Origin of the sequence: Haladaptatus salinisoli, from assembly GCF_020614375.1 — an archaeon.
Classification (GTDB): Archaea; Halobacteriota; Halobacteria; order Halobacteriales; family Haladaptataceae; genus Haladaptatus; species Haladaptatus salinisoli.
In genome coordinates, this window is the sequence record NZ_CP085327.1 from 1,319,831 (window position 1) to 1,346,093 (window position 26,263).

Genomic DNA, 26,263 nt, shown 5'->3' on the forward strand with positions numbered 1-26,263 from the left:
AACTGTAGCCGCTGAGGACGTGGCGTCCGAAAAGGGGAAACGGCTCGCTTACTCGACTTCCGTCTCCATCTCCGATTCGTCCATCTCGGCGTCCATCTCCTCGATGACCTCGTCGGCGCTCTTGATGTTCGCGGGGTCTTCGCCCTCCTTTATCGCCTGCGCTTCCTTCTCCATCGCCTCGACGTCCATCTCGGCGTCCTGGTCTATCTGGCCGAGGATCTCGTCGATGTCGTCGAGTCCGAGCAGTTCGCGGGTCTCCTCGTCGAACTCGAGGCTCTCTAAGTCCTGCTTGCCGTCGACGGCCACGTCGCTTCCGGTCAGGTGCTTGCCGTACCGACCGACCAGCGAGGAGAGCTCCTGCGGCAGGACGAAGGTGGTGGACTCGCCCTGTCCGATGGTTTCGAGCGTCTCCATCCCCTTCTCGATGATGGCGCGTTCGCCCATCGATTCGGCGGACTTCGCGCGGAGGACGGTCGAGACCGCGTCACCCTGCGCCTCCAGAATCTGGCTCTGCTTTTCACCCTGCGCGCGGATGATGTTGGACTGCTTGTCACCTTCCGCCGTCTCGATGGCGCTCCGGCGTTCACCCTGCGCTTCGAGGATCATGGCGCGGCGCTTGCGCTCCGCGCTGGTCTGCTGTTCCATCGCCTGTTGGACGTCCTTCGAGGGGTTGACCTCGCGGACTTCGACGCTCTCGACGCGGATTCCCCACTCGTCCGTGGGTTCGTCCAGTTCGCGTCGGATCTTGGCGTTTATCTCTTGGCGCTTGTTCAGCGTGTCGTCCAGTTCCATGTCGCCGAGCACGGCGCGGAGGGTCGTCTGGGCGAGGTTCGAGACGGCGCGCTTGTAGTCTTCGACCTCGAGGAACGCCTTCTTCGCGTCCATCACCTTGATGTAGACGACGGCGTCGGCGGTCACGGGCGAGTTGTCGCGCGTGATGGCTTCCTGCCGCGGCACGTCGAGCGTCTGGGTTCGCATGTCGAAGCGATGGGTGTTGCTCACGAACGGCGGGACGAAGTTGATACCCGGTTCGAGCAGTTTGCGGTACTCGCCGAACACGGTCAGCGCCCGCTTTTCGGTCGCGTCCACGATTTCGACCGCCGACCAGACGGTGACGATAGCGAGGACGAGGAACAACAGCGCGATTATCATCAGCCCGCCGCCGAGGGGGGCCGTTTGGAGAGGTACTGGGGGCAGCATACGTCCGGTTGTTGGGAGAGATACTTGTTAAGTATTCTGCTAATGTTCGTCGTACATGTCGGTACAAAACGAGGTTCGCGTCAGAACTCTTCCGTCTCGCGCTCGTTCTTGGCTCGCTCGCGCGCGAGTTCGCGGTCGATGCTGTCCTCGATGTGGCCGAGCGGTTCGACGGTGACGACGTTTCCGCCGCCGGGGTCGATGACCATCACCTCGGTACCCTCCGGAATCTCGCCGTCCATCGAGCGCGCGGCGAAGTACGGGTTGAAGCCGCCGTCGTCCAGTTTCACCTGTCCTTCCGACGGGGTGACGCGTTCGGTCACCCGACCGGTCGTCCCCTTCAGCGAGTCGGAGTCCTTGGTCCGACCCGTCCCCTTTCCGCCGTAGAGGTCGAGTTCGCGGTACGCGTACAGCGAGACGGCCCCGAAGCCTAGCACGAGCGCCGCGAGCACGAACGGCTGTGCGAGCGGCGGAAACGCGACGGCTATCAGGCCCGCGAGCAAGAGCGCGACGCCGAGGACGATGAAGTGAGCGCCGGGGATGAGCGCCTCGGCGAGCGTGAGCCCCGCACCCGCGAGGACGAGCAAGAGCGGGAGCGAATCGAGGGGCGATGCCATGTCGTGGTCTTGGTGTCGAACGATTAAGGGTTTGTGGGTTACGCCAAGCCGAGCAGACGGAGGAAGATGAAGACGGTCGTGAAGACGCCGAGCAGGACGAAGAGCACGTTTTCGGCCGACGGCGACCCCGGTTCGAGGGTCTCGTCCTCCGGCGAAAGTTCCCCGTTTGGAGCGTCGTCGTCACCGACTTCGTCCGTGTCGAACTTCCAATCGGACATACGACGTGGTACGGCGCGCGGCGACAAAAGGTCTACGAGCGGTCGCGCGAACGAACGTCGCCCTCGTAGACGACGCCGCGCTCGGCGTCCAGCGTCACGGTATCGCCGTCGTCCACTTCCGGGCCGAGCGGCGCGCCGCTGACCATCGGAATGTCGAGTTCGCGGGCGATCAGCGCCGGATATCCGGTCATCCCGGGACGGGCGTCGACGATGCCCGCGAGGCGCGACGTGTCGCCGGTGAACTCCCCGTCGAACTCCGGTTCGAGCACGAGAACGGTTCCCTCCGGAACGTCGGAGAGATCGCCCGTCGTACTGCGCGTAACTGGTCCGGCGGTCTGACCTCGCACGACGCTCCGCCCAGTGGCGATGGTCTGGGCGGCGACGTGGACTTTGAGCATGTTCGCCGTGTCGGAGCCCTCGAGTTCGCTCATCATCCCCGTGAGCACGACCACGGTGTCCCCGCTCTCCGCGACGTCCGCGTCGAGGGCGGCCTGCACGCCGTCCTCGATGATGGTCTCGACGCTCCGACCGAGGTCGGTGTACTGGGCGTTGACGCCCCACGAGAGCGTGAGTTTGCGTCGGACGCGGTCGTTCGGCGTCGTCGCCACGACCGGGACGCCGGGGCGGAACTTCGCCACCTTCAACGCGGTGTAGCCGGACTCGCTGGCCGCGACGACCGCGCTCGCGCCGATGTCGCGGGCGAGGTAGCGGGCCGACCGCGCCAGCGCGTCGGTTCGGGTGTCGTCGCCCGCCGGGACGCGCTGTTCTAGCGTCTCGGCGTACTCCTCGCTCTCCTCGACCTCGCGGACGATGCGGTCCATCGTCTCGACGACGCGGACGGGGTGGTCGCCGATCGCGGTCTCGCCGGAGAGCATCACGGCGTCGGTTCCGTCGAGCACCGCGTTCGCCACGTCGGAGGCTTCCGCGCGGGTCGGCCTGCGCGAGTGAACCATCGAATCGAGCATCTCCGTCGCGGTGATGACGGGGACGCCCTCCCGCTGGCAGGTGCGGATGATGCGTTTTTGAATCATCGGCACGTCCTCCATCGGGCACTCGACGCCGAGATCGCCGCGCGCGACCATCACGCCGTAGGCCGCGTCGATTATGGCGGGGAGGTTCTCGACAGCGCCGCGACGCTCTATCTTGGCGATGATGGGGATGTCCGCGCCGGCCTCTTCGAGCACCTTGCTCACCTCGTACACGTCGTCCGCGTCGCGGACGAAGCTCGCGGCGACGAAATCGACCCCCTTCTCGGCCGCGAGTTCGAGGTCGCCGCGGTCTTTCTCGGTGACGGTGTCCAGACCGAGTTCGACGCCGGGGACGTTGACGCCCTTCCGACCGCCGAGTTGGCCGCCGCTGACGACGCGGGCGACGACGGCGTCGTCCTCTTCTCGCTCGACCCTCGTCTCGATTCGGCCGTCGTCCAAGAGGACGGCGTCGCCCGATTCGGCGGCGGTGATGCCGAACGACAGGCCGACCTCCTCCGGCGTCGCCTCGTCGCCCTCCACGAACCGGACGGTCGAACCGGTTTCGAGCGCGATGGGCTCGTCGACCGCCGCGGTTCGAACCTCGGGGCCTTGGAGGTCGAGCATCGCGGCCAGCGGATTCTCGGTCGCTTCGTCCGCTCGGCGAATCGTCTCGACGAGTTCGGCTCTATCGTCGCGCGACCCGTGGCTGGCGTTGACCCGGGCGACCGTCATCCCGGCGTCCGCCAACTCTCGAACCCGACTCTGCGAGGCGGACGCGGGTCCGAGGGTGCAGACGATCTTCGCGTTTCTCATGGCCGTAGATTGGGACGGTCGTGCAAAAAAACCTCGCAGTTAACTCGCGGACGAGTTCACAGCCGGCGAAAGCGGAAGGGGGAGGAGGTGTGCAAACTAGCCACAACCGATATTTATGTCCCCTCCAAAACCGGAAAATATGTCCAAGTACGCGTCGCTCGTCAACGTCGAACAGAACTATCAGAACGTCCAGGAGCTCGCGTCTATCTGGGGCGACGTTCGGACGGAACTGGAACAGCACGACGCGACGTTGGAAGAGACGTACGCGATTTTAGGGGAGTACGATTTCCTCCTCATCATCGACGCCGAGAGCCGCGACACGGCCTATCAGGCGTCGCTGTGCATCGAGCGCTACGGGCTCGACATGCAGACGATGGAGATTATCCCGATGGCGGAGTTCGCGAGCCTCGTCGAGGACCTCTGATTACTGTATCTTCGTCCCCGGCTCGGCGTCGCCGTAGGTCGTCAGCAGGTCGGCCTGCTCGCCCGCCGCCAGCAACATCCCGTTGCTCTCGACGCCGAACAGTTCGGCTTTTTCGAGGTTCGCCACCACGACGATCTTCGTTCCCGGAAGGTCGTCCACGTCGTGAAGCTGTTTCAGCCCCGCGACGATCTGGCGCGTTTCGACGCCGATGTCGACTTCGAGGCGGACGAGGGCGTCGGCGCCCTCTATCGGCTCCGCGGTCTCGATGCGCCCGACCCGGAGGTCGAGGTCCTGGAACTCGTCGAAGCTGATTCGATCGTCGGAGACGGGTTGGAAGTCGTCGGTCGCGCTCTCGTCTTCCGCTTCCTCGTCGTCCGACGCAGCCGCTTCGGTGCGCTCCCGAAGCTTCTCGTTCAGTTCCTCGACGCGCTCGTCTTCTATCTTCCCGAACAGTTCGTCCGGTTCGCCGAAATCCTCCGGCGGTTCGGCCAGCGCGACGTCGATGCCGGCGTCGTGAACGGAACCGTCCTCGCCGAGTTGCGACCAGAGGTCGTCGGCCTTTCCGGACAGGATCGGGGACGATAGCACCGCGATGGCCTTCGCGATCTGCACGCAGTCGCGGATGACCTGCGCCGCCCGCTCGGGGTCTTCGTCGGTCAGCTTCCACGGTTCGTTGCGTTGGATGTACTCGTTACCGTACCGGGCGAGTTCGACCGCGGCGTTCCCGACGTTCCTGATGGAGTAGTCGTTGACCGCCTCGCCGAAGTCGTCTATCGCGCTCTCGATTCGATGCTCGACCTCCTCCGAGAGGGGGGTATCGGGCGTCCCCTCGTAGTTCCGGTAGGCGAACAGCAACGAACGGTAGAGGAAGTTGCCGACCGTTCCGACGAGTTCGCCGTTGACGCGCTCCTGGAACTTCTCCCACGAGAAATCGACGTCCTGCTGAAAGCCGCCGTTGGTGGCGAGGTAGTACCGCAGGAGGTCGGGGTGGAGTCCCTCGTCGAGATACTCCTCGGCCCAAACCGCGCGATTTCGACTTTTCGAGAACCCCTTCCCGTTGAGCGTCATGAATCCGCTGGCCATGACGGCGCGCGGTTCGTTGTAGCCGACGCCGCGGAGCATGGCCGGCCAGAAGACGGTGTGGTGCTGGATGATGTCGCGTCCGATGATGTGGACGATATCGCCCGATTCCTTCCACGCTTCTTCCCAGTCGTACGTCTCCTCGCCGACGCGCTCGGTGTACTGCTTGGTCGAGGAGACGTACTCGATGGGTGCGTCCACCCAGACGTAGAGCACGAGGTCTTCCGCTCCCTCTCCGGGGTACTCGATACCCCAATCCATATCGCGGGTGATACACCAGTCTCGAAGTTCGCCCTCGATCCACTCCCGGGGCTGGTTCCGCGCGTTGTCGGTTCCTTCGAGGCGGTCGATGAACCCCTGCAGGTACTCCTGGAAGTCCGACACGCGGAAGAACTTGTGCGTCTGTTCGCGGTACTCCGCCGGGTTCCCGGTGATGGTGCTCCGCGGGTCTTCGATCTCGCCGGGTTCGAGGTGGCGACCGCAGCCCTCGTCGCACTCGTCGCCGCGGGCTTTCGCGCCGCAGTAGGGACAGGTTCCCTCGACGTATCGGTCGGGAAGCGACTGCTCCTCGGCCGGGTCGTAGGCGACCATGATGTCTTTCTCGTAGATGTGGCCCTCCTCGTCGAGGGTGCGCACGAACTCCTTCGTCAGCGCGACGTTCGTCTCGTCGTCGGTGTGGCCGTAGTTGTCGAACTCGACGTCGAACCTCGGAAACAGCTCCCTGTGCTCTTCGTAGTACCGGAGGGCGACCTCGTCGGGGGAGACGCCCTCCCGTTCGGCGAGCACCGTCACGGGAGTCCCGTGCATGTCCGACCCGGAGACGAACGCGGTCTGCTGTCCGAGCGTTTCGAGGGCGCGCGCGAACACGTCGCCGCTGACGTACGTTCGCAGGTGACCGATGTGCAAGTCCCCGTTCGCGTAGGGGAGTCCGCAGGTCACCACCGCGGGATTGTCCGTGGGGTAGTCGTCGTGGCTCATACTAGCATCTCCTTCGGTGCGGGTGTAAAACCCGCCGGTTTCGCTGTCTCGTCATGTGGGTTTCGCGTGATCGGTCGGTGGGTACAGCGGTTGCTCGCGAGCGATACTCGAACCGCCGGGTTTCACCCCCGGAGAACCGACCGCCGTTCGGCCCAGAAGGATTCACCCGGCGCTATCGCTGGCTACGCATAGGCGAGGCGACGGGGTGGGCCGTCCGACGCATGGTGTCGGATAGGTTCGTGACAGTATATAAACTCTTGGCCGCGAACGGGGACTCTTCGAATCGCCCCGGCGACGCTCCGAACGTCGGCGTCACGGAACGGACAGCGCGATGACGCCGGCGCTGATCCCCAAGGTCAGCAGCAGTCGGCCGACGCTCCCCGCGAAGGTGGCCGCCGCGAACTTCAGGTAATCCTCCTCCAGAATCGAGAACGCGTATATCGAAATCGTGTCCGGAAAAAACGGAACGCAGAGCGCCAGCGCCAGTCCGACGTACCCCCACTTTCGGGCGAGTTCGACCGTCTTCCGCTCCGACCGCTCGACCACGTCGAACCGCGAGCGCCGGAGCGCTCTGATGACCGGACCGGACTGTTTCGCTTCCTGTCCGATGTGAAACGCGAACACGCTTCCGGCGGCCTTGCCGAGTCCGCTGACGACGACGATGAGGGTGTACTGCGCCACGTCGCCGACGCCGAGGTTGAGCGGCGCGAGCAACACGACCTCGCTGGGAAGCGGGAGGATGAAGGAGATGAGAAACGAGTAGACGGCGATGAGTATCAGGCCGGCCCACCCCGTCGCACCCTTGACCGCTTCCTCCAACCAACCGAACGACCCGAACGAGACCGCGTTCACGACGGAATCGACGAGCAAGGCGAGAATCCCTGACACGAGAGTCCTTCGGTGGCCGACCGATGTAAACTTTAACATCGGTGAAACTGTCTGCGGAAATTAGCGTTGGCGAACAGACTCATACGGAGTCGGTACGAACGAACCGGCGTGAACTCGGACAGCGAATATCGCGTCGCCATTCACCCGAACCTCCGGGCGAAGGTGACCTACGACGCCGACGACGGAGCGCTCCGTCTCACCGTCGACTACCGACGGGACGGCGAGTGGGACGAACCCGCCGGCGGTCTCGAACTCCGAGGACGGCGCATCAGCATGACCTCCGACGGCGAATCGCTCTTCGATCGAGACGTTTCGATTGAGTCGCTCGAACGCTACGGGTCGACGCTGGCCCGATTCGCCCGTAGACTCACCGACGCGACCGGGGCCGCGGAGCCCGAGTCGTGGCCCGTCTCGGTGACGCAGAACGACGGGAGCGTCGTCGAAGCGCTGCGCCCGCCCGCGCAGGCGTCCTTCGAGGTGTACGAGGACAAGAGCGGCGATTGGCGCTGGCGGCTGGTCCACCGGAACGGGAACGTCATCGCCGACGGCGGCGGCGGATACTCATCGAAGCAGGCGGCGAAAAAGGGCGTCAGAAGCGTCAAACGCAACGCGCTCGGGGCACCCGTCGAGGAGCTATAGCGCGTCGAGGTCGGCGGCGAACTCCTCCAGCATCGAACGGGTGACGTGGGGCATGCAGACGATTCTGAGTTCGCCCGACCCCGTCGGCGAGACGCGCCACCCTCTCGCCTGCAGTTCCTCGACCGTCTCCCGCGGCACGTCGGCCGCGACCAGCGGCAACACGGGGTCGACCACGTCGTAGCCGCTCGATTCGAACGCCTCGGCGATCCACTCGGCGTTGGCTTGGGAGCGCTCGTACTGCTCGCGGTAGCCGTCAGGCCAGAGCGCGTCCATCGCGGCGCGGGCGCTGGCGACGCCCGCGCCGCTCCGCGTTCCCGTGAGGGTCGCCTGCGAGGTCGATTCGAGGTACGGCGTCTCGACCGCGAGCGCGTCCAGCACCCGTTTCTCCCGAGCCAGAAACCCGCCCGCCGGAACCGCCGCCTGCCCCATCTTGTGCGGGTCGATGGTCATCGTGTCCACCGGCGCGTGCCCGAAGTGCCACTCGCGGTCGGTGAACGGGAGCACGAACCCGCCCCACGCCGCGTCGACGTGGAACAGCGCCCCGGCGTCGCGGGCGATTTCGCCGAGCGCCGGTATCGGGTCGACGCGCCCGTACTCGGTCGTCCCCGCGATACCGACGACGACGACGGTGTCGTCGTCGACCAGTTCCGCCACCGCCTCCGGGTCGGCGCGGCGGTCGGCGTCGACCGCCGCGAGTCGCAGTTCGACGCCGAGCACTTCGGCGGCCTTCTGGAAGCTGAAGTGGGCGCTCTCGGGCGCGACGACGTTCGGTTCGTCCGTCTCCGCGAGGTTGCGCGCCGCACGAACCGCCTGAACGTTCGCCTCCGTTCCGCCGCTGGCGACGTAGCCGTGGGGGCTCTCCAGACCGGTTATCTCGCCCAACAACTCGACCGCGTCGTCTTCGAGCGCGGAGACCGTGGGGTACGTCGTCGGGTCGCCCGGGTTCGACGCCAAAAATCGCTCGGCGGCGTCGCGGGCCGCCGGGTGGGGTTCGGTACACATCGACGAGAGCACCCGGCGGAACGACTGCGGCGCGGCCACCTGCATACCCTCAGATTCGACGCGTCGGGTTTATTCGTTCCGTTCTACGACGAATCGCCGGAGCTCTCGGCGTGACCGACGCTGAAACCCATCGAGAGGACGGCGTTCCCGTTCGGGTCGAGAACGGTTATCGAGCACTCGCCGTCGATGCGTTCCGCGGGCGCGTCGGTCGGTTCGACGGTCGTTCGCGTCGTGACGGTGGTTGCGGGAATCCTTCCGTCCGTCGTGGTCGATGCGGTGCCCGTCGAGAGGAACCCGATGCAATCGGCGAGGAGGAGCATCGCTACGAGGAGGGCGGCACGAAGTCGGGGGTGCATTTCTACCCGAATTGGGTCCGTTACTATATATAATATCACTGACCGTCGGGAACCGGTCGGTAAAAAAACCTAGCTCAGCGCACCGAATCGAGCATCAGTTTCTGCTCGACGCGCTTCACCTCGTGTTGCACGTCGCGCACCGCGTCGATGTTCGCCGAGATGGACGAGACGCCGCGGTTGACGAGGAAGCGAACCATCTCCGGTTTCGACCCCGCCTGTCCGCAGATGCTCGTGTTGATGTCGTGCTCGCGACAGCAGTCGATGGTCTGGCCGATGAGTTCGAGCACGGCGGGGTGGAGTTCGTCGAACCGTCCGGCGACGTTCTCGTTGTTGCGGTCGACCGCGAGCGTGTACTGGGTGAGGTCGTTCGTCCCGAAACTGGCGAACTTGATGCCCGCCTCGGCCATCTCCTCTATCTGGAGCGCGCTCGCCGGCGTCTCTATCATCACGCCCCACGAGCGCTTGTCGGGGTCGATGCCCGTCTCGGAGAGCAGGCGACGAGCGCGGTACACGTCCTCCGCGTCGTTGACGAGCGGGAACATTATCTCGACGTTGTCGTAGCCCATCCCGTACAGTTCGCTGAAGGCGTCGAGTTCGTGCTGGAACACGTCCTGCTTGTCGAGGCTGCGGCGGATGCCGCGCCAGCCGAGCATCGGATTGTGCTCGTCCGGTTCGTTCTCGCCGCCCTGTAGTTGCCGGAACTCGTCGGTCGGCGCGTCGAGCGTGCGCACGCGCACGGACCGGGGGTAGAACTCCTCCGCGACGCCGCGAATCCCCTCCACGATTTCGTCCACGTAGGCGTCCACCCCGTGGTCCTCGATGTACCGCTCGGGCGTCTTGTTGGTCGAGAGAATCATGTGCTCCATCCGGAGCAGGCCGACGCCGTCGGCACCCGTGGCGGCGGCGCGCTCGGCCGCCTCCGGGATGGAGACGTTCACTTTGACCTCCGTCGCCGTCATCGGTTTGACGGGGGTCTTCGGGCGGGCCTCCTCGATGGGTTCGCGCTCCCGTTCGCGCTCGGTTTTACCCTCCCGGATGGTACCCTTATCGCCGTCCAGCGTGATGATCTGGTCGTCTTCCAGCGAGTCGGTCGCGTTGCCACAGCCGACGACCGCCGGGACGCCGAGTTCGCGCGAGACGATGGCGGCGTGGCTGGTCATCCCGCCCTCGTCCGTGACGATGCCCGCGGCGCGCTTCATCGCGGGAACCATGTCGGGAGTCGTCATCTCGGTGACGATAACGTCTCCTTCCTCGACCTTGTCGAGTTGGTCGAGTTTCGTCACTATCCGCACCGCGCCGCTGGCGATGCCCGGACTCGCACCCAGACCGCTCACGACGACCTCCTGTTTTTCGGCGCTCGTCGCCTCGACCGCACCGCTCCCGTCGGCGACGCCCTCGGCCGTGCTGGCCTCGGAGTCGGACTCGATGTCGCCGCCATCGTCGATGGTCGTGATGGGGCGCGACTGGAGCATGAAAACCTCGCCGTCGAGGATGGCCCACTCCACGTCCTGCGGGGTTCCGTAGTGGTCTTCGACCTCCTCGCCGAGTTCCACGAGTCGGTCGATGTCGTCCTCGGTGAGGACCCGGGCGTTTCGTTTCTCCTCGGGGACGTCCCTCTCGACGGTCTCTCCCGTCTCGGAGTCTTTCTCGTGCATCACCTTCTTGTCGGCGATGGTGACGTCCACCGTCTCCCCGGAGGCCCGGTCGACGACGTAGTTGTCCGGGGAAACGGACCCCGATACGACCGCCTCGCCGAGTCCCCACGCGGACTCGATGATGATCTTCTTCTCCCCGGTCGACGGGTGGCTGGTGAACATGACGCCGCTCTTCTCCGCGTCGACCATGCGCTGAACGACGACCGCGATGTCCACCTTCTCGTGGTCGAAGTTCTTCTCCTGCCGGTAGTAGATAGCTCGCTGCGTGAAGAGCGACGCCCAGCACTGTTTCACGCGCTCGACGAGGTCGTCGCGGGTGATGTTGAGAAAGGTCTCCTGTTGGCCCGCGAACGAGGCGTCGGGGAGGTCCTCCGCCGTCGCGGACGAGCGAACCGCGACGAACGCCTTCCCGTCGTCCAGGTCGTCGTAAGCGCCGAGGATTCCGTCTCGAATATCGTCGGGAATCTCGGTTCCGAGGATGAGTTCCTCCGCCCGCGACTCGGCTTCTGCCAGTGCCGCAGAATCCTCGGTATCGACGTCGACGGCCTCGAACAGTTCGTCGGCGATGCCGGTATCCTCGATGAACCGCCGATAGCTCTCGGCGGTCACGACGAATCCCGGCGGGACGGGGAGGTCCGCGCCCGTGAGTTCACCGAGCGACGCACCCTTGCCACCGACCAGTTCGAGGTCGTCTGCACTGATATCTTCCAGCCAGAGTACAACCATGTGCGTATGGGTGGGAACAAGCAGACACATAAAGAATGTTCCGACCAAAACTACCGGGATAATTAACTCGCGGGCGAGTACAACCGTAAATCGTTAGCCGGCGACTTCGCGGAACCGACGCGCGGAGTCGGACAAACCGCTCGGAGGGCCGATGCTTTGAGGCGGGACGCCGCCGTTCATCCGACGATGAAAGCGCACATCGAAGGGGGCGAACCGGTCGAATGCGACGAGTTCGAGGAGGCGCAGCGGGGAATCGTGCTCAGAGACCGGGAGCAGGGCGTGGTGGGGTACGTGCCGTACGAGAAGTTGGAGTACGTGACGCGGACGCGAACGCCGGTGACCTCGTCCAACCTGGCGAGCGTCGGCTACGACCCGAGCGAGGAGGCGCTGGAAATCGAGTTCCACAGCGGCGGCGTCTATCGGTACCGGAACGTCCCGCAGTCGGTGTACCAGGAACTGCTCAGCGCCGGGTCGCACGGCTCGTATTTCCACGAGAACGTCAGGGACGAGTACGACTACCGGCGGATACGCTAGAGTTCGACGATGCCGTCGTCCTCCGCCTCGGGGACGACCAACCGACCGTCCAACACGGTGGTCGCCCGTCCGCCGACCCGCACCTCGTCGTCCACGCGCACGCGAACGCTACCGGGTCTGTCCACGAAGTGACCCTGCTCGAAGCGCATCTCGTCCGGGGGCTCGTCGAAGGCGTCCGACTCCCGAAGGTACGCGCCGACCGCCCCGCTGGCGGTTCCGGTTACGGGGTCCTCGGGGACGCCCGCGAGCGGCGCGAACATCCGCCCGTGGAGCGTCGAGTCGGCGTCGACGGCGTCGAAGGTGAAGGCGTAGACGCCGACCGCGTCGACCTCCCCGCAGAGGGCCTCGACGGCCGCCGCGTCCGGTTCCGCGCCGCCGACGTGTTCGAGGAAGTTGACGGGCACGACGAGGAAGGGGAGGCCCGTGGAGGCCACCGCGAGCGGGAGGTCGGCCCCCACGTCGCGGAGCGCCGCCGGGTCGACGCCGAGCGCCTCCCCAACCCGGTCGTAGTCCAGTTCGACGCGCTCGATATCGGGGTCGTCCTGCGTCATCCAGACCGTTCCGTCGTCCGCCACGTCGATGTCGAGCACGCCGACGTTCGTTTCGAGGGTGTGCGCGCCCGGTTCGACCGCGCCGTCTTCGAGCAGGTGGACGTGCGACGCGACGGTGGCGTGGCCGCAGAGGTCCACCTCCGTCGTCGGCGTGAAGTAGCGCACGCGGCGGTCGGCCTCCTCGCTCGCCCGGAGGAAGGCCGTCTCGCTCGCGGCGAGTTCGCGGGCGATGGCCTGCATCTGGTCGTCGGTCAACTCGTCGGCCTCCGGCACGACGCCCGCCGCGTTTCCGGTCAGCGGCTCGTCGGTGAAGGCGTCCACCAGGAGGGTACGGACGGTTTGCATGCTCGGGATTTCGTTCGGGGAGGGGTTTAATTCTCGGTTCCACGTCGGGGGTAGACGAAGATTCGGTCTATCGTTTTCGTCGCGTCGAACGATCGGACGCAGTAAAACGCACCGAGAGGAGCTATCCGAACGTCTCCCGAACGGGACTCGGCTATCACCCGCGAGACGAAATATCCGCCCGAACGCCGCCTACGCCGAGTCGACGTACCCGCCTTCGACGCGAACCTCGAACGAGTCGCCGGGCGACTCCGGCACGGTGAGCGTCACCGCCACGTCTCGGCGGTACTTCCCGCCGCGGGCGTGCTTCTCGGTCAGCTCGAAGGTGGTGCGCGTCCCCTGCACTTCCAACCATCCGGTTCCCGGCGCGGTGCCGGACACCGCCGCGGTGGCGTCGACCGCCGCGCCGGGGGAGGGCGACCCCCGAACCGAGAACGACTCCAGCGAGAGCTCCGGGCTGTTCATCGAGACGGTGACGGTCGTGTCGAACGTCTCGCGGTAGGTCGGCGACGTGTCGCCGCCCTTCCCCCCGCCGTCTCCGCCACCACCGACTCCCCCTCCACCGCCTCCGGGTTCCTCGGTCAGCAGTTCGACCCCCAACTCCGATTCGACGTTGCCTATCTTGTTGAAGATGGTCTGTCGCTTCGACCCGGCGAAGAGCAGGCCGACGAGTTCGCCGGACGAATCGTGAAAGACGGGCGACCCGCTGTCGCCGCCCTTCGACATCGCGCCCGCGATGATTTGGTCGCGGAGCGTCAGGGTTCCGGCCTCGCCGAAGTTCACGCGAACGCTCGCACCGACGGCCCTCACTTGGCTCTGCGTGACGCCGGTCGTTCGCCCCGTCTTCGTGACTGTCTCCCCCTTGAGCGAGCGGTACCCCTCGCGTCGGACGCCCGTGGGCCACGAGTCGTCCAGTTCGTGGTACTCCGGCGACTCCCGTTCGGGGTCGGCGGACCGCGCCGCCACGTCCACCAGCGAGCCGTCCTCGACGGTGACGTACCCCCGAAGTTCGCCGGTCTTGTCGTCGGGAAGGCCGCCGCCGTCGCGGGGAGAGGGCTGGACGATGGGTTCGCCGAGTTGAGCTTTATTGACGCGAGCGTAGACGTGGTTGTTCGAGAGGCGCACGAGGTCGCCGTTCGAGACGGCGTCGCTCCAGTTCGCCTTCGACGCGTCGGTCACGCGAGCGGGGTACGGACCCGCGGTCGCGGCGGTCGACTTCGCGTTTATCTCGCTGACGCCCCCGACGACCGGTCGGTGGCGGTCTTTTCGGTCCTTATCGGCCTCCGGGATCGGTTCCACGAGCGAGAGGGCGTCGAACCCCTCGCGCTCGTCGCCGTACCCCGCGTCTTCGACCTTGAGTTCGACGTCGGCGTCGGCGACGCGCTTTTCCACGTTGTCCTCGTCGGCGAGTTCGCTCTCGGGGAGTTTCTGGGAGACGAACACCGTGAGCGTGTTCGTCTCCTCCTCGTACTCGACGCCGAGCACGTTCTTGCAGTCGAGGAGGTCTTCGAAGTCTTGGGTGTGAGTCATGGCTCTTTGGGGGGTCGTTTCACGACCTTGTACTATGATATTAACTCTCGACGGTAATAGTGCTATGGGTTCGCACGCGAGAACGACCCGCGGCGACGGCACCCGCGACGGCGGTGATAGCGAACCGTCTCAAGCGCGACGCCCACCTGTAAACCGTTAAGTGGCACGGCGCGCGACTCTCGATTTGGTATGAGCGACCTCCCGGACGATTTCAAATGCACGATAACCAACTGGGACTACATCTACGGCCTCTGTCGGGACGTGAGCGACCAGGTGAAAGACTCGGAGTACGAGCCGGACGTCGTCGTCGCGCTGGCACGAGGGGGCTGGTTCGCCGGGCGCTGCATCTGCGATTTCCTCGGACTGGACGACCTCACGAGCCTCAAGATGGAACACTACGTCGGCACGGCCCAGAAGTCGGGCGAACCCGAGATTCGTTACCCGATGCCCGAAGGGAGCGTCGAGGACAAGGACGTGCTCATCATCGACGACATCGCTGACACCGGCGGTTCCATCGAGCGCGCCTACGAGTACGTGACCGACCGCGAGGCCGGGGAGGTCAGGACGGGGACGCTCCAACTGCTCCAGACCAGCGAGTTCGAACCCGATTACATCGGCGAGCGCCTCGAGGAGTGGGCGTGGATCGTCTACCCGTGGAACTTCATCGAGGACATGATAGACATCACCGGCAGCACGATGGACAGGGCCGACGTCGAGGTGTTCTCGAAGGACGACATCCGCCACTACCTGAACGAGTACCACGACATAGAGCGCATCCAAATGGAAATCGCACAACCCGACCGACTGGACGAAGTGCTCGCCGAGATGGAGCGCCGGGGCGAGCTCGCGCGCGAGGAGTCGGGCGAAGACGGGGGCTGGCGGCTGCTCGAAGACGCGAGCGGCGCGCAGTAACGGACCGAGAGATGGAGACCATCGACGCTCTCGCCGAGGCGTTCGCGCTGAAAGACGAGCGCAGAACCGGCTGGCAACTTCGGAACGTCTCCGACCCGGAATCGGTCGCCGACCACGCGTGGGGCGTCGCACTGCTCTGCTTGCAGTACGGCGACGAGGCGGGCGTCGACGTCGACAGGGCGCTCGGGATGGCGGTCGTCCACGATCTCGCGGAGGCGAAGACCGGCGACATCGCCACGCGGGCGGCCGAGGCCGACCAGCGCGTTTCCGCCGACGAGAAGCGTCGAAACGAACTGGAGGCGATGGACGAACTCGCCGAACCGCTCGACGGCCACGTGCGCGAACTCTGGGAGGAGTACGAGGCCCGCGAAACCCCGGAGGCGAAGTTCGTCAAGGATATGGACCTGGTGGAGATGTGCTTGCAGGCGCTCGTTTACGAGCGCGAGCGACGATACGACGGGGAGAGCGAGCACTTCGAGGAGTACGAAAATTTGGACGAGTTCTTCGCGACGGCGGAGCCGCGTCTCCGAACCGACGTCGGACGACGACTGTTCGAAGCGATCGAAACGCGGTACGAAGCCGCCCGCGACGGAACCGATTCCCCCGGGTGATCAGTCCGCGAGCGTCGGGTCGCTCTCCGAAACCACCGTCCGCTTCCACGTGCCCCGGAGGAACCACGCGACCGCGGCGATAGCGCCCACGATGTCGCCGAGCGCGACGGCCACCCAGATTCCGGTCGGTCCCCAGCCCTCGACGAAGACGAGGTAGTAGGTCGCGGGGACGCGGGCGACCCACAGCGTCACCATCGAGAACGCCATCGCCGTCTTCGTGTTGCCCGCGCCGCGGAACGCGCCGAGGACGACCTGCAGGACGCCCATGAAGACGAACATTACGGCCATGATTCTGAGATAGTCGCTCCCGTGCTCGATTGTTTCGGCGACCCGCGGCGTGTCGGCGCTGAGGAAGACCGACACGAGCGGTTCGGGGAACAGCGCGGCGACGAGCGACACCGCGAGCATCACGCCCGCGACCAGCGCGACGGCCAGCCGAACCGCGCGCTCCGCCCTGTCCGGTCGCTCGGCCCCGAGGTTCTGTCCGACCATCGTGTTCGTCGCCTGTCCGAGTCCCATCGCGGGCAGGAAGACCAGCGACGAGAGGCGGTTGCCGAGACCGTAGGCCGTGACGACCGCGGGCGGGAACGTCGCCACCATCCCGGTGAGCACGACCATCGCCAGCGAACTCGTGGACTGCTCGGCGGCGGTCGGCACGCCGAGCCGGACGATTTCGCGGATTCGAGCGAAGTCGGGCTTGAGGTGGCGCACTCGCACTTCCGGGCCGGCGTCGGTGCCGAAGATGATGTACAGTCCCAGGGCCGTGGCGACCGCCCGCGAGAGCACCGTGGCTATCGCGGCACCCTCGATACCCATTCCCTCCATCGGCCCCCAGCCGAAGATGAACAGGGGGTCGAGTACGACGTTCACGACGACGCTGACGGCCATGATGCGCATCGGCGTCCGGGTATTGCCGTAGCCGCGCATCAGGGAGACGAAGACGAAGAAGCCGAAGAGGAACGGCGAGCCGAGGAAGAACACCCGCATGTAATCGGCGGCCATCGGAACGACGAGCAGGGCGGTCCGCTCGTCGGCGGGGAGGAGACCGAGCATCGGGTCGACGAGCAGAAAGCCGACGAGACCGATGCCGACCGCGACGACCGAGACGAACGAGAGCGTCTGCCCGGCCACCGCGCTCGCCTCGTCCTCGCTCCCCGCGCCGACGTGCTGCGCGACGAGGATGCTCCCGGCGGCGGTGAATCCCCCGCCGACGGAGATGAGAAAGAAGATGAGCGGGAACGCCAGCGAGAGCGCGCCGACCGCGTCCGAGGAGAGCGCGCCGAGCCAGAACGTGTCGGCGACGTTGTACGCGACCTGAAGGAGTTGGATGACGACGATGGGCCACGCGAGCCGCACCATCGGGCCGACCAGCGACCCGTCGGTGAGTTCGCTGCCGTGACGGGGAGAGGACATGGAGCGTTACGACCCGTCGCCGGTACTTCAACTCTCGTATGATGTGATATCACTCGGCACGAATCGAACCCGAGTCGTTTAGGTGACCGCCGGACGCAGTGCCCGCCATGATCGGCTTCATCGGCGGAAGCGGAATCTACGACGCACTGCCGCTCGAGAACACCCGCAAAGAGCGCGTGACGACCCCGTTCGGCGACCCGAGCGCGCCCGTCACCGTCGGCGAACTGGCCGGAAAGGAAGTGGCGTTCATGCCGCGTCACGGGCCGAACCACCGACACACGCCCACCGAGGCACCGTACCGGGCGAACATCCACGCGCTGAAACAGCTCGGCGTGGATCGGATTCTCGCCAGCAACGCGGTCGGCAGCCTCCGCGATGAGCTACCGCCGCAGACGCTCGTGATTCCCGACCAGATATTCGACCGGACGAAACACCGGACGCCGACGTTCTTCGGCGACGGGATGGTCGTCCACATGCCCTTCGCGGAACCCTACTGCCCGCACATGGTCTCGCACCTCTCGGACGCAGGAGAGGCGGCGACCGACGCGAACCGCGAGTCGGGCGGCACCTACGTCTGCATCGAGGGACCTCAGTACTCGACGCGCGCCGAGAGCGAGTTCTACCGCGCGCAGGGGTTCGAGATAATCGGGATGACCGCGATTCCGGAGGCGAAACTCGCCCGCGAAGCCGAGATGTGTTACGCCACGGTGGCGGGCGTCACCGACTACGACGTGTGGAAGGAAGACAACGAGGTTACCCTGCAAGAAGTGCTCGAAAACGCCGCGGAGAACGAGGACGCGATCAAGGACGTGGTCGAGCACGCCATCCGGACGATGCCCGACGAACGCGACTGCGACTGCGGGCGCGCGCTGGAAGGCACCATCAACACGCCGACCGAGGCGATTTCGGACGAGACGCGGGAGCGCGTCGAACTGCTGGTCGGCGAGTACCTCTAACTCGGTTCCGGTTCCCGCTCCCGTTCGGGGGACGTTTCGGGGGTCGTCGGCGTCGACGACTCGGAAGCGGTCGGCGGGACACGATTTAACTTGGGCCGCGAGAGCTACCTACCATGGACGAAACGCTCACGATGACGCCGGGCCCGACCGCGGTTCCCGACGACGTGCGGGAGGCGATGGCCCGCCCCGCCGTGAACCCGGACGTCGACCCGGAGTTCGCGTCGTACTACGAAACCCTGTTGGACAAACTGGCGACCGTCTACGACACCGACGACGACGTGGTCGTCCTCGGCGGCGAAGGAATCCTCGGCCTCGAAGCCGCCGTCGATTCGCTCGTCGCGCCGGGCGAGCGCGTGCTCTGCCTCGCCAACGGAGTGTACGGCGACGGCTTCTCGGACTTCGTGGAGATGGCCGGCGGCGAAGCGGTCACCCACGGCGTCGAGTACACCGAGGGATTCGACGCGGACGAAATCGCGTCGCTGGTCGAGGAAGAGGAGTTCGCCGCCGCGACGATGGTGCACTGCGAGACGCCGACCGGCCTGCTTAACGACTTCGGCGAGGTCCTGGCGACCCTGCGGGACGCGGGCGTCCTGACCGTCGTCGACGCCGTCTCGTCGCTCGGCGGGACGCCGGTTCCCGTCGAGCGCATCGACGTCTGTCTCGGAGCCTCCCAGAAGTGTTTCAGCTCCCCGCCCGGCCTGACGACGCTGTCGGTGAGCGACGCGGCGTGGGAGAAGGTCGAGGCGACCGAGCAGGACTCCTTTTACACCAGCCTCGAACCGTGGCGGGAACCGGACTTCTCCTTTCTCCCCTACACCCACCTCGTCTCGAACCTCTACGCGCTGGAGGCGTCGCTCGACCGGATTCTGGACGAGGGGCTTGAGTCGGTCTTCGACCGCCACCGGCGCGCGGCGGAGCGTTGCCGCGAGCGGGGCCGCGAACTAGGACTGGAACCGTTCCCGGGTTCCGAGTCGCTCTGCTCGCCGACCGTCACGGCGCTCGAACTCGATGGGCGGGCGACGGAGGTCCAGCGGCGACTCCACGACGAACAGGACGTTCTCGTCGCCACCGGACTCGGCGAGATGGCCGACGATATCCTGCGCGTCGGTCACATGGGGTACAACGCGCGGGAATCGCGCGTCGAGAAGACGATGGACGCGCTGGAGCGGGTGCTGGAGTAGCCGGACTAGTCCGCGAGCAGTTCCGCCGGTTCCTCCTCTTTCTCCGCGCCGCGGGCGTCCTGTACCCAGAGGTCGCCGAACAGATCGTCTTGTTCGAGCGTGATGGCGCTGCGGTGCGCGAGAAACAGCAGCGCGAGGTAGGTTTCGACCCGCGTCGGGCCGACGCCGTCGATCTCGGCGTACAGCACTTCCGTTCGCCCCGCCTCGTACTGGGCGACGAGCGCGGCCTGCACGTCGTCGATGACCGCCTCGATGTCCTCGTCGTGGGTCGTGCCGGTCACCTCCGACTCGGTCGGTTCGTCGTCGAACCGCATGTCGTCGCCCGCGTGGTAATCCAAGGTCTGCGTCCCCCGGCGGAACCCCTTCGGCGAGTCGCTGGTGTCGTAGGTGCGGGACTCCTTCCACCACGACCCGCGCTCTCGCTCGCGCAGGTCGCGGACGAGTTCGTCCAGCGTCTCCGGGTTGCCGCGGGCGTGCTTTCGGTCCAGTCGGCGCTCCATCTCGTCCTCCAGCGACGCCACGGGGTCGAAACCGCCCGCGTCGTCCATCGCCATCGGGGCTTCCCACGGTTCGAGTTCCTCTTCCTCGGGCTCGTCGTCCGCGAGGAGCGCGTCGCTCTTCATCCGCAGGAGGACGCTGGCGTAGAAGAGCGCCCGCCCCGACGTTCGGAGGTCGGCCTCGTCCAGTCGCGCGAGGAACTTGTCCGTCACCTCCACGATGTCGATGTCCCACGGTTCTATCTCGCCCTCCTCCGCGAGTTGGACGAGCAGTTCGACCGGTTCGACCTCGTCGTCGTCGGTCTCGTCGGGTCGATTCTCGGGGGCGAGTCCGTCAATCATCGGCGGGCACCTCCTGTTCGCCGTCCAGTCGAATGCCCGTCACGCTGCTCACGTTGTCGCCCTGCATCGTCACGCCGATGGCGCGCTCCGAGCGGTCGAGCATGGCCGAGCGGTGCGAGACGACGACGAACTGCGCGTCGCCCGCGAGTTCGTCCACCATCTCCCCGACCCGTTCGGCGTTCACCGCGTCGAGGAAGGCGTCCACCTCGTCGAGCGCGTAGAACGGCGCGGGGTTGTACCGCTGGATGGCGAAGATGAACGCGAGCGCGGTCAGCGACTTTTCGCCGCCGCTCATCGCGTCGAGGCGCTGCACCGGCTTGTCGCCGGGTTGGGCTTTCATCGTCAGGCCGCCGTCGAAGGGGTCGTCCTCGTTTTCGAGGAACAGTTCGCCCGACCCCGCGGAGAGGCGCGTGAAGATGTCCTGGAAGTGGTCGTCGATGGCGTCGAAGGCGTCCATGAACGTCGCTTTCTTCTGGGATTCGTAGGAGTCGATGCGCTCTCGGATACCGTCGCGTTCCTCCACCAGCGTCGTCTTGCGCTCTTTCAGGTCGGCGAGGTCGCTCTCGACGTCGTCGTACTCGTCGATGGCGAGCATGTTGACGGGTTCGAGCGCCTCCATCCGGCGTTCGAGGCGGTCGATGTTCTCTCGCACCTCGTCGTGGTCGGGCACCTCCTCTGGGTCGTAGTCGCCGACCTCCTCGCGGAGTTCGGCCACGTCGGCTTCGAGGCGATTCGCGCTCCGTCGGAGGCTCTCGAGCCGATTCTCGACCGCTTCGACCTGCTGTTGCTGGTCGTCGCGCTTCGACTTCGCGTCCTGCAGTTCCTCTTTGAGGTCGCTCCGCTCCGCTTTGAGTTCCGCGAGTTCGTCTTCGAGTTCCTCGACCGCCTCGCGCTTTTCTTCGAGGGTCTCCTCGCGGTTCTCGATGTCCGCTTCCAGCTCCTCGATGAGTTCTTCCTGCTCCGCCTTGCGGTTCTGCGCGGATTCGATGTCGTCGTGGAGGTCGTCGATGGCGTCCTCCGCGTACTGCTTTTCGAGTTGCAGTTCGTTCAGCCGACCGTCCAACTCGTCCATCCGGTCTTCGAGGGCGTCTATCTCCTCGTTCACGTCGTCCGCCCTGCTCGACAGTTCCGGGATCTTCGAATCGGCGAGTTCGGCTTCGAGTTCCGCGACGGCGTCCTCGATGTCCGCGATGGTCTCCTCGTGCGCCGCGATGTCGGATTCGAGTGCCTGCATCTCGTCGTCGACCGACTCGCGCTCGGCCTGTAGCTCCTCGATGTCCTCCTTGAGCGAGTCGATCTCGCTCTCGACGGATTCGAGTTCGTCCTCCTTGCGCTCGATGTCGTTCTCGATGGAGCGCACCTGGTCCGCCGCGTCGCTCTGGCGGTCGCGGGCGTCGTCCAGTCGCCCTTCGACGTCGCGGATGGATTCGCGAACCGACCGGCGTTCGTCCTCCAACTCGTTGATCTGTCGGGCGACGCGTTCCAGTTGACCCTTGCCGGACGCCGAGAAGGAGTAGCGCGACCCGCTGGTCGAACCGCCGGTCATCGCGCCGCTCTTCTCGACCAGTTCGCCCGACAGCGTCACGAGGCGGAAATCGCCCATCAGTTCGCGGGCCGTCTCCATGTCCTCGACGACGAGGGTGTCGCCGACGATGTAGGAGAACACCGCCGAGTACCGCGAATCGAAGTCGATGAGGTTGTACGCGAAGTCGACCACGCCCGGCAGGTTCGGCGCGGACGGGAGGCCGCGGTCGCGCATCTTCGTGATGGGCAGGAAGGTAGCGCGTCCGGCGTTTCGGCGCTTCAGGTACTCGATACACCGCTGGCCGACGTTGTCGTCGTCGACCACGACGTGCGCCATCCGCCCGCCCGCCGCCGTCTCGCAGGCGGTCGCGTACTGCTGGCCGACGCTGCCTATCTGCGCGACGGTGCCGTGGACGCCGTCCATCTCCGCGTTCAGGACGGTCGAAACCGCGCGCCCGTAGGAGGAATCGCCGCTCTCCTGCGCCCGAGCGTCGAGTTCCGCGTACTCCTGCTGTTTCGCCTGCAGGCGGTCTTCGACCGAATCGAGGTCGGACTGGAGTTCGCGCTTCTCCGATTTCAGGTCGGCGACCACGTCCTCTATCTGCTCGGCGTTCCGCTCCGCTTTGAGCAGTTCGTCCGCGAGGTCCTGCAGTTCGGTTTCCAGTTCGGGGATCCGCTCGCGGGCCGAATCGAGTTCCGCCTGCTTCTCGTTCACCGAGTTCGAGCGCCGCCGGGCCTCGTCGAGCAGGCGGTCTTTCTCCCGCTGGCGCTCGTTCTTCGCGCTCTTTTCCTCCTCCAGCGCCGCCTTCTTCTCGGCGAGGTCGGCTTTCACCTCGTCGTACTCGGTGTCGACGCTCTCTATCTCCTCCTCTATCTCCGCGAGTTCGGCCTCCTTCGTGCCGATGTCACCCTTGACCGAGGCCTTCTCGATTTTGATGTCGCGGATGTCGCCGTCCAACTCGTCGACCGTCTCCTGCTTGCGGTCGATTTCGACGAACGCCTGTCGCCTGCGGTTTTCGGCGTCCTGAATCTTCTCTTTCGCCGTCCCGATGCGATCTTCGAGGCGGGCGATTTCGCCTTTCACCTCCTCGATATCGCTCTTGATGGCGAGCTGTTCGTCCTCGCCCTTGCGCTCGATTTCGGTGTTGAGCTCCTCCAACTGGTCTTCGAGGCGGACGACGCGACCCTGGCGCTCGTCCAACTCGCGCTGGAGGGAGACGAGTTCCTCCTTGCGGGAGTCGATGTCGTCCCGGGTCGCCGTCAAGTCCGCCCGCTTCTCCTCGAGTTCGGCCGCCTTCAGGTAGCCCTCGTACTCCTCTTTCTCGTCTCGGAGCCCCTGATATTCGAGCGCCGTCTCGCGCTCGTCCCGGAGTTGGTCGAGTCGGTCCTCTTTCTCCTCGATGCGGAGTTCGGCCTCCTCGACGCGGTCTTTGACGACTTCCAGTTCTTCCAGCGCGTCCTCTTTCTTCGCGTCGAACTCAGCGACGCCCGCGATTTCGTCGATTATCTCGCGTCGCTCGTAGGGCGTCATGTTGATGATGCCGGTCACGTCGCCCTGCATGACGACGTTGTAGCCCTCCGGCGTCACGCCCGCCTGCGCGAGCAGGTCCTGGATGTCGGAGAGGTTGACCGAGCGACCGTTCAGGTAGTAGTAGGAGTAGTAGTTGTCCTCGGTCTCCTTCACCCGGCGCTTGATGGTTATCTCGTCCGCGTCGCCGACGTTGTCCGTCCCGGCGGCGTTGACGATCTGCGACCGGTCTAACGTGCCGTCGGAGTTGTCGAGCACGACTTCGACGGAGGCTTCGAGCGGGCCGTTTCGCTCGGGTTCGCCCTCGTCGTAGCCGGGGTTGTAGATGAGGTCGGTCAACTTCTCGGCGCGGATGCCCCGCGTTCGAGCGAGGCCGAGCGCGAAGAGGACGCTGTCGATGATGTTGCTCTTTCCGGAGCCGTTCGGACCGGTGACGACGGTGAAATCCTCGTAGAAGGGGATTTCGGTCTTTCTACCGAAGCTCTTGAACTTGTCGAGGACGAGCGATTTGATGTGCATGAGTTGCTCGTGGGGAGGGCGGACCTACGCCACGATGATGTCGTCGCTGAGGTCGGATTCACCCTCGTCGTCTTCTATTTCTTCCTTGGACTCGTCGGTTTTAGCCTCTTCGGCCTGAGTCGATTCCCGCTCGGCCTCCAACTCTCGCAGTCGCTGATTCGCGTCCACGAGTTCCTCCGTCAGGCCGCGAATCGTCGCCTCTAATTCTTCCACCCGCGATTCGAGCGACTCGATTCGGTCGCGCTGGCTCGTCATATCACGTATGCGTCACGGTTTCCTCATAAAGGTGCGTCAGACGCTCGGCAGACGCGCGCCGAAACGACGCCGCCCGCGTCGCCGATCTGCTCGCCGAATCGGGCACCGACGCCGTCGTCTCCCGTACGCTCGCGCGGTCGAGACGGTTCGCCCGGTCGCCGACCGTCACGGACTGGGAGTGACCGTCGAGGGTGACTTCCGCGAGCGTCGGTTGACCGACGGCCCGGTCGAGACCGTCGGCGAGACGTTCGAGAGCGCCATCGCCGGCGTCTGGGAGGACTGGACGTTCGCGTGGGCGAACGGCGAGTCGAGCCTCGCGGCGCAGGAGCGCGGCGTTCGGGCCGTCTCCGTAGGCTTTTAACGCGTACCGCCCCAATCGACGAACAATGACCGCTCAGGCTGTCCAGGAGGACGAACTCGTTACCGTCATCGGCCTCGAGATTCACGTCCAACTGGAGACGGACACGAAGATATTCTGCGGCTGTTCGACGAAGCAAGACGACGCGGAGCCGAACACCTACACCTGCCCGGTCTGCCTCGGGCTTCCGGGGTCGCTCCCGGTGCTGAACGAGGCCGCCGTCGAGTACGCCGTCAAGGTCGGGAAGGCCATCGACGCCGACATCCCCGAGGAGACGCGCTTCCACCGGAAGAACTACTTCTACCCCGACCTGCCGAAGGGGTTCCAGATAACGCAGTACGACGCCCCCATCTGCCAGGACGGGAAGTTGGAGTTCCGCCACGAGGGCGAGACGCGAACCGTCGGCATCCACCGCGCTCACCTCGAAGAGGACCCCGGCAGCCTCCGCCACGTCCGCGACGGGAGCGGCGACATCGAAACCCGCACCGTCGGCATCGACCGCGCGGATTACACGCTCGTCAACTACAACCGCGCCGGGACGCCCCTGATGGAGATCGTCACGGAACCCGACTTCCGCGAACCCGGCGAGGCGGTCTCCTTCCTCGAAAAACTCGAGGAGGTGCTGGAGTACCTCGGCGTCTTCGACTCGACGCGGGACGGCAGTCTGCGCGTGGACGCGAACCTCTCCATCGTCCCCGCCGAGGACATCGCCGACGACGGCACCATCTCCGAGGACGCGGACGCGAACCGAACCGAGGTGAAGAACATCTCCAGTCACAAGGGCGCGGAGAGCGCGCTCGCCTACGAGGAGAGCCGCCAGCGCAACCTCATCAGGCGGGGGAAGGCGGTCGAACAGGAGACCCGTCACTTCAACGAGACGCACGGTTCGACCGTCTCGATGCGCTCGAAGGAGGCGGAGAAGGACTACCGCTACTTCGCCGAGGCGGACATCCCGCCGCTGCGGGTGAGCGACTGGAAGGAGAAGCTGGCGATTCCGGAACTGCCGGACGCCCGCCGCGAACGCTTCCGCGAGGAGTACGGACTGAGCGCGGAGGCCGCGAGCAAACTCACGTCGAGCAAGCAGGTCGCGGACTTCTACGAGGACGTGGCCGAGAAGTTCGACCCCGACCTCGCCGCGACGTGGGTCGCCGACAACCTGCTCGGCGAACTCAACTACCGCGACATGGAGATCACCGACGTGGAGGGCCGACTGGACGAGTTCACGGCCCTCATCCGCCTCGTCGCCGAGGACGAGATTACGGTCAAGAACGCCGAAGAAATCGTCCTCCGCGAGATGCTGGACGAGGGCGACGACCCCGAAACCGTCATCGAGCGAGAGGGACTCGGCAAGGCCGACGCGGGCGAAGTCGAGCGGGCGGTCGAGGAGGCCATCGACGAGAACCCGGACACGGTCGAGGACTATCACGCAGGGGAGGGCGGCGCCATCAACTTCCTCGTCGGGCAGGTCATGCAGAAGACCGGCGGGAGCGCGGACCCCGGTTCGGTGAACGGGATGCTCCGAGAGCGACTGGACGAGTAGTCGGAATCGATGGAGCGGGCGGGTACCCGACCCGCGCGAAGCGGTGCTCCGTTTTCGGCCTCGCACTCGGAAGCGAGTTCTCGTCCGTCCGACGGGCAACCAGCTTGCC

At 65.7% G+C, this 26,263-nt stretch carries 23 protein-coding genes and 1 pseudogene; 9 read left to right on the plus strand and 15 right to left on the minus strand.

All coding sequences use genetic code 11. The annotated features are described in order from the left end of the window. Positions 1-48: 48 nt before the first annotated feature. From LIX00_RS07215 to pyk, 4 genes are all read right to left on the minus strand, one after another. A complete protein-coding gene (locus LIX00_RS07215; RefSeq protein WP_227355528.1) occupies positions 49-1,200 on the minus strand; it encodes an SPFH domain-containing protein in 1,152 nt (383 codons plus the stop codon). Between the two features lie 80 nt (positions 1,201-1,280). Further along, positions 1,281-1,814 (minus strand): NfeD family protein, encoded by a 534-nt coding sequence (locus LIX00_RS07220; RefSeq protein WP_227355529.1) that lies wholly within the window; start codon positions 1,812-1,814, stop codon positions 1,281-1,283. Between the two features lie 38 nt (positions 1,815-1,852). Then, on the minus strand, positions 1,853-2,032 hold the full coding sequence (locus LIX00_RS07225; protein ID WP_227355530.1) for a DUF7312 domain-containing protein: 180 nt from the start codon (positions 2,030-2,032) through the stop codon (positions 1,853-1,855). A 32-nt stretch (positions 2,033-2,064) separates the two neighbouring features. Continuing rightward, positions 2,065-3,813, minus strand: coding sequence for a pyruvate kinase (gene pyk / locus LIX00_RS07230; protein ID WP_227355531.1), 1,749 nt, complete (start codon positions 3,811-3,813; stop codon positions 2,065-2,067). A 139-nt stretch (positions 3,814-3,952) separates the two neighbouring features. Here pyk and LIX00_RS07235 point away from each other — a divergent pair, with 139 nt between their 5' ends. Further along, positions 3,953-4,237 (plus strand): GYD domain-containing protein, encoded by a 285-nt coding sequence (locus tag LIX00_RS07235; RefSeq protein WP_227355532.1) that lies wholly within the window; start codon positions 3,953-3,955, stop codon positions 4,235-4,237. Here the strand turns inward: LIX00_RS07235 and metG are convergent, their stop codons facing one another. Next, positions 4,238-6,295 carry a methionine--tRNA ligase gene (gene metG / locus LIX00_RS07240; protein WP_227355533.1) on the minus strand — a complete coding sequence of 686 codons (2,058 nt, stop codon included), beginning with the start codon at positions 6,293-6,295 and terminating at the stop codon, positions 4,238-4,240. 312 nt (positions 6,296-6,607) lie between these two features. After that, a complete protein-coding gene (locus LIX00_RS07245) occupies positions 6,608-7,183 on the minus strand; it encodes a YqaA family protein (protein ID WP_368410722.1) in 576 nt (191 codons plus the stop codon). Between the two features lie 108 nt (positions 7,184-7,291). On the opposite strand from LIX00_RS07245, the gene LIX00_RS07250 reads away from it, so the two are divergent. Next, positions 7,292-7,822 carry an HVO_2922 family protein gene (locus LIX00_RS07250; protein ID WP_227355534.1) on the plus strand — a complete coding sequence of 177 codons (531 nt, stop codon included), beginning with the start codon at positions 7,292-7,294 and terminating at the stop codon, positions 7,820-7,822. Here LIX00_RS07250 and mfnA read toward each other — a convergent pair. From mfnA to ppsA, 3 genes are all read right to left on the minus strand, one after another. Further along, entirely contained in the window at positions 7,817-8,869 is a 1,053-nt protein-coding gene (gene mfnA, locus LIX00_RS07255) for a tyrosine decarboxylase MfnA (RefSeq protein WP_227355535.1), read from the minus strand. The two genes, LIX00_RS07250 and mfnA, sit on opposite strands and share 6 nt — an antisense overlap. Before the next feature lie 38 nt (positions 8,870-8,907). Beyond that, complete coding sequence (locus LIX00_RS07260; RefSeq protein ID WP_227355536.1) at positions 8,908-9,180, minus strand: hypothetical protein; 273 nt, start codon at positions 9,178-9,180, stop codon at positions 8,908-8,910. Between the two features lie 74 nt (positions 9,181-9,254). After that, a complete protein-coding gene (gene ppsA, locus LIX00_RS07265; RefSeq protein ID WP_227355537.1) occupies positions 9,255-11,561 on the minus strand; it encodes a pyruvate, water dikinase in 2,307 nt (768 codons plus the stop codon). Positions 11,562-11,747: 186 nt separating this feature from the next. Here ppsA and LIX00_RS07270 point away from each other — a divergent pair, with 186 nt between their 5' ends. Beyond that, positions 11,748-12,095: a KTSC domain-containing protein gene (locus LIX00_RS07270; RefSeq protein WP_227355538.1), complete on the plus strand. Its 348-nt coding sequence runs from the start codon at positions 11,748-11,750 to the stop codon at positions 12,093-12,095. On the opposite strand, the gene LIX00_RS07275 is transcribed toward LIX00_RS07270, so the two are convergent. Both LIX00_RS07275 and LIX00_RS07280 read right to left on the minus strand, forming a co-directional pair. Further along, complete coding sequence (locus LIX00_RS07275) at positions 12,092-12,991, minus strand: PhzF family phenazine biosynthesis protein (RefSeq protein WP_227355539.1); 900 nt, start codon at positions 12,989-12,991, stop codon at positions 12,092-12,094. The two genes, LIX00_RS07270 and LIX00_RS07275, sit on opposite strands and share 4 nt — an antisense overlap. A gap of 189 nt (positions 12,992-13,180) precedes the next feature. Then, positions 13,181-14,518, minus strand: coding sequence for a chymotrypsin family serine protease (locus LIX00_RS07280; protein ID WP_227355540.1), 1,338 nt, complete (start codon positions 14,516-14,518; stop codon positions 13,181-13,183). A 189-nt stretch (positions 14,519-14,707) separates the two neighbouring features. On the opposite strand from LIX00_RS07280, the gene LIX00_RS07285 reads away from it, so the two are divergent. Then, positions 14,708-15,430, plus strand: a complete 723-nt coding sequence (locus tag LIX00_RS07285) for a phosphoribosyltransferase (protein ID WP_227355541.1) — start codon at positions 14,708-14,710, stop codon at positions 15,428-15,430. Positions 15,431-15,441: 11 nt separating this feature from the next. Continuing rightward, positions 15,442-16,041 carry an HD domain-containing protein gene (locus LIX00_RS07290; RefSeq protein WP_227355542.1) on the plus strand — a complete coding sequence of 200 codons (600 nt, stop codon included), beginning with the start codon at positions 15,442-15,444 and terminating at the stop codon, positions 16,039-16,041. Here LIX00_RS07290 and LIX00_RS07295 read toward each other — a convergent pair whose 3' ends face one another. After that, positions 16,042-17,454, minus strand: a complete 1,413-nt coding sequence (locus LIX00_RS07295) for an MATE family efflux transporter (protein WP_227355543.1) — start codon at positions 17,452-17,454, stop codon at positions 16,042-16,044. It abuts the gene before it with no gap. Positions 17,455-17,561: 107 nt separating this feature from the next. Between LIX00_RS07295 and mtnP the strand changes: the two genes are divergently transcribed. Both mtnP and LIX00_RS07305 read left to right on the plus strand, forming a co-directional pair. Further along, a complete protein-coding gene (mtnP, locus tag LIX00_RS07300; protein WP_227355544.1) occupies positions 17,562-18,410 on the plus strand; it encodes an S-methyl-5'-thioadenosine phosphorylase in 849 nt (282 codons plus the stop codon). Positions 18,411-18,523: 113 nt separating this feature from the next. Continuing rightward, positions 18,524-19,591, plus strand: coding sequence for a pyridoxal-phosphate-dependent aminotransferase family protein (locus tag LIX00_RS07305; RefSeq protein ID WP_227355545.1), 1,068 nt, complete (start codon positions 18,524-18,526; stop codon positions 19,589-19,591). A gap of 5 nt (positions 19,592-19,596) precedes the next feature. Here the strand turns inward: LIX00_RS07305 and LIX00_RS07310 are convergent. The 3 genes and pseudogenes from LIX00_RS07310 to LIX00_RS07320 form a co-directional block, all read right to left on the minus strand. Further along, positions 19,597-20,397: pseudogene (locus LIX00_RS07310) on the minus strand (segregation/condensation protein A); the annotation flags it as partial. Positions 20,398-20,422: 25 nt separating this feature from the next. Continuing rightward, positions 20,423-24,001 carry a chromosome segregation protein SMC gene (smc, locus tag LIX00_RS07315; protein ID WP_227355547.1) on the minus strand — a complete coding sequence of 1,193 codons (3,579 nt, stop codon included), beginning with the start codon at positions 23,999-24,001 and terminating at the stop codon, positions 20,423-20,425. A 24-nt stretch (positions 24,002-24,025) separates the two neighbouring features. Further along, positions 24,026-24,256 (minus strand): DUF7518 family protein, encoded by a 231-nt coding sequence (locus LIX00_RS07320; RefSeq protein ID WP_227355548.1) that lies wholly within the window; start codon positions 24,254-24,256, stop codon positions 24,026-24,028. Between the two features lie 31 nt (positions 24,257-24,287). Here LIX00_RS07320 and LIX00_RS07325 point away from each other — a divergent pair, with 31 nt between their 5' ends. Further along, positions 24,288-24,617 carry a histidine phosphatase family protein gene (locus LIX00_RS07325; protein ID WP_227355549.1) on the plus strand — a complete coding sequence of 110 codons (330 nt, stop codon included), beginning with the start codon at positions 24,288-24,290 and terminating at the stop codon, positions 24,615-24,617. Positions 24,618-24,642: 25 nt separating this feature from the next. Continuing rightward, on the plus strand, positions 24,643-26,154 hold the full coding sequence (gene gatB / locus LIX00_RS07330; RefSeq protein WP_227355550.1) for an Asp-tRNA(Asn)/Glu-tRNA(Gln) amidotransferase subunit GatB: 1,512 nt from the start codon (positions 24,643-24,645) through the stop codon (positions 26,152-26,154). The last annotated feature ends 109 nt before the right edge of the window (positions 26,155-26,263 follow it).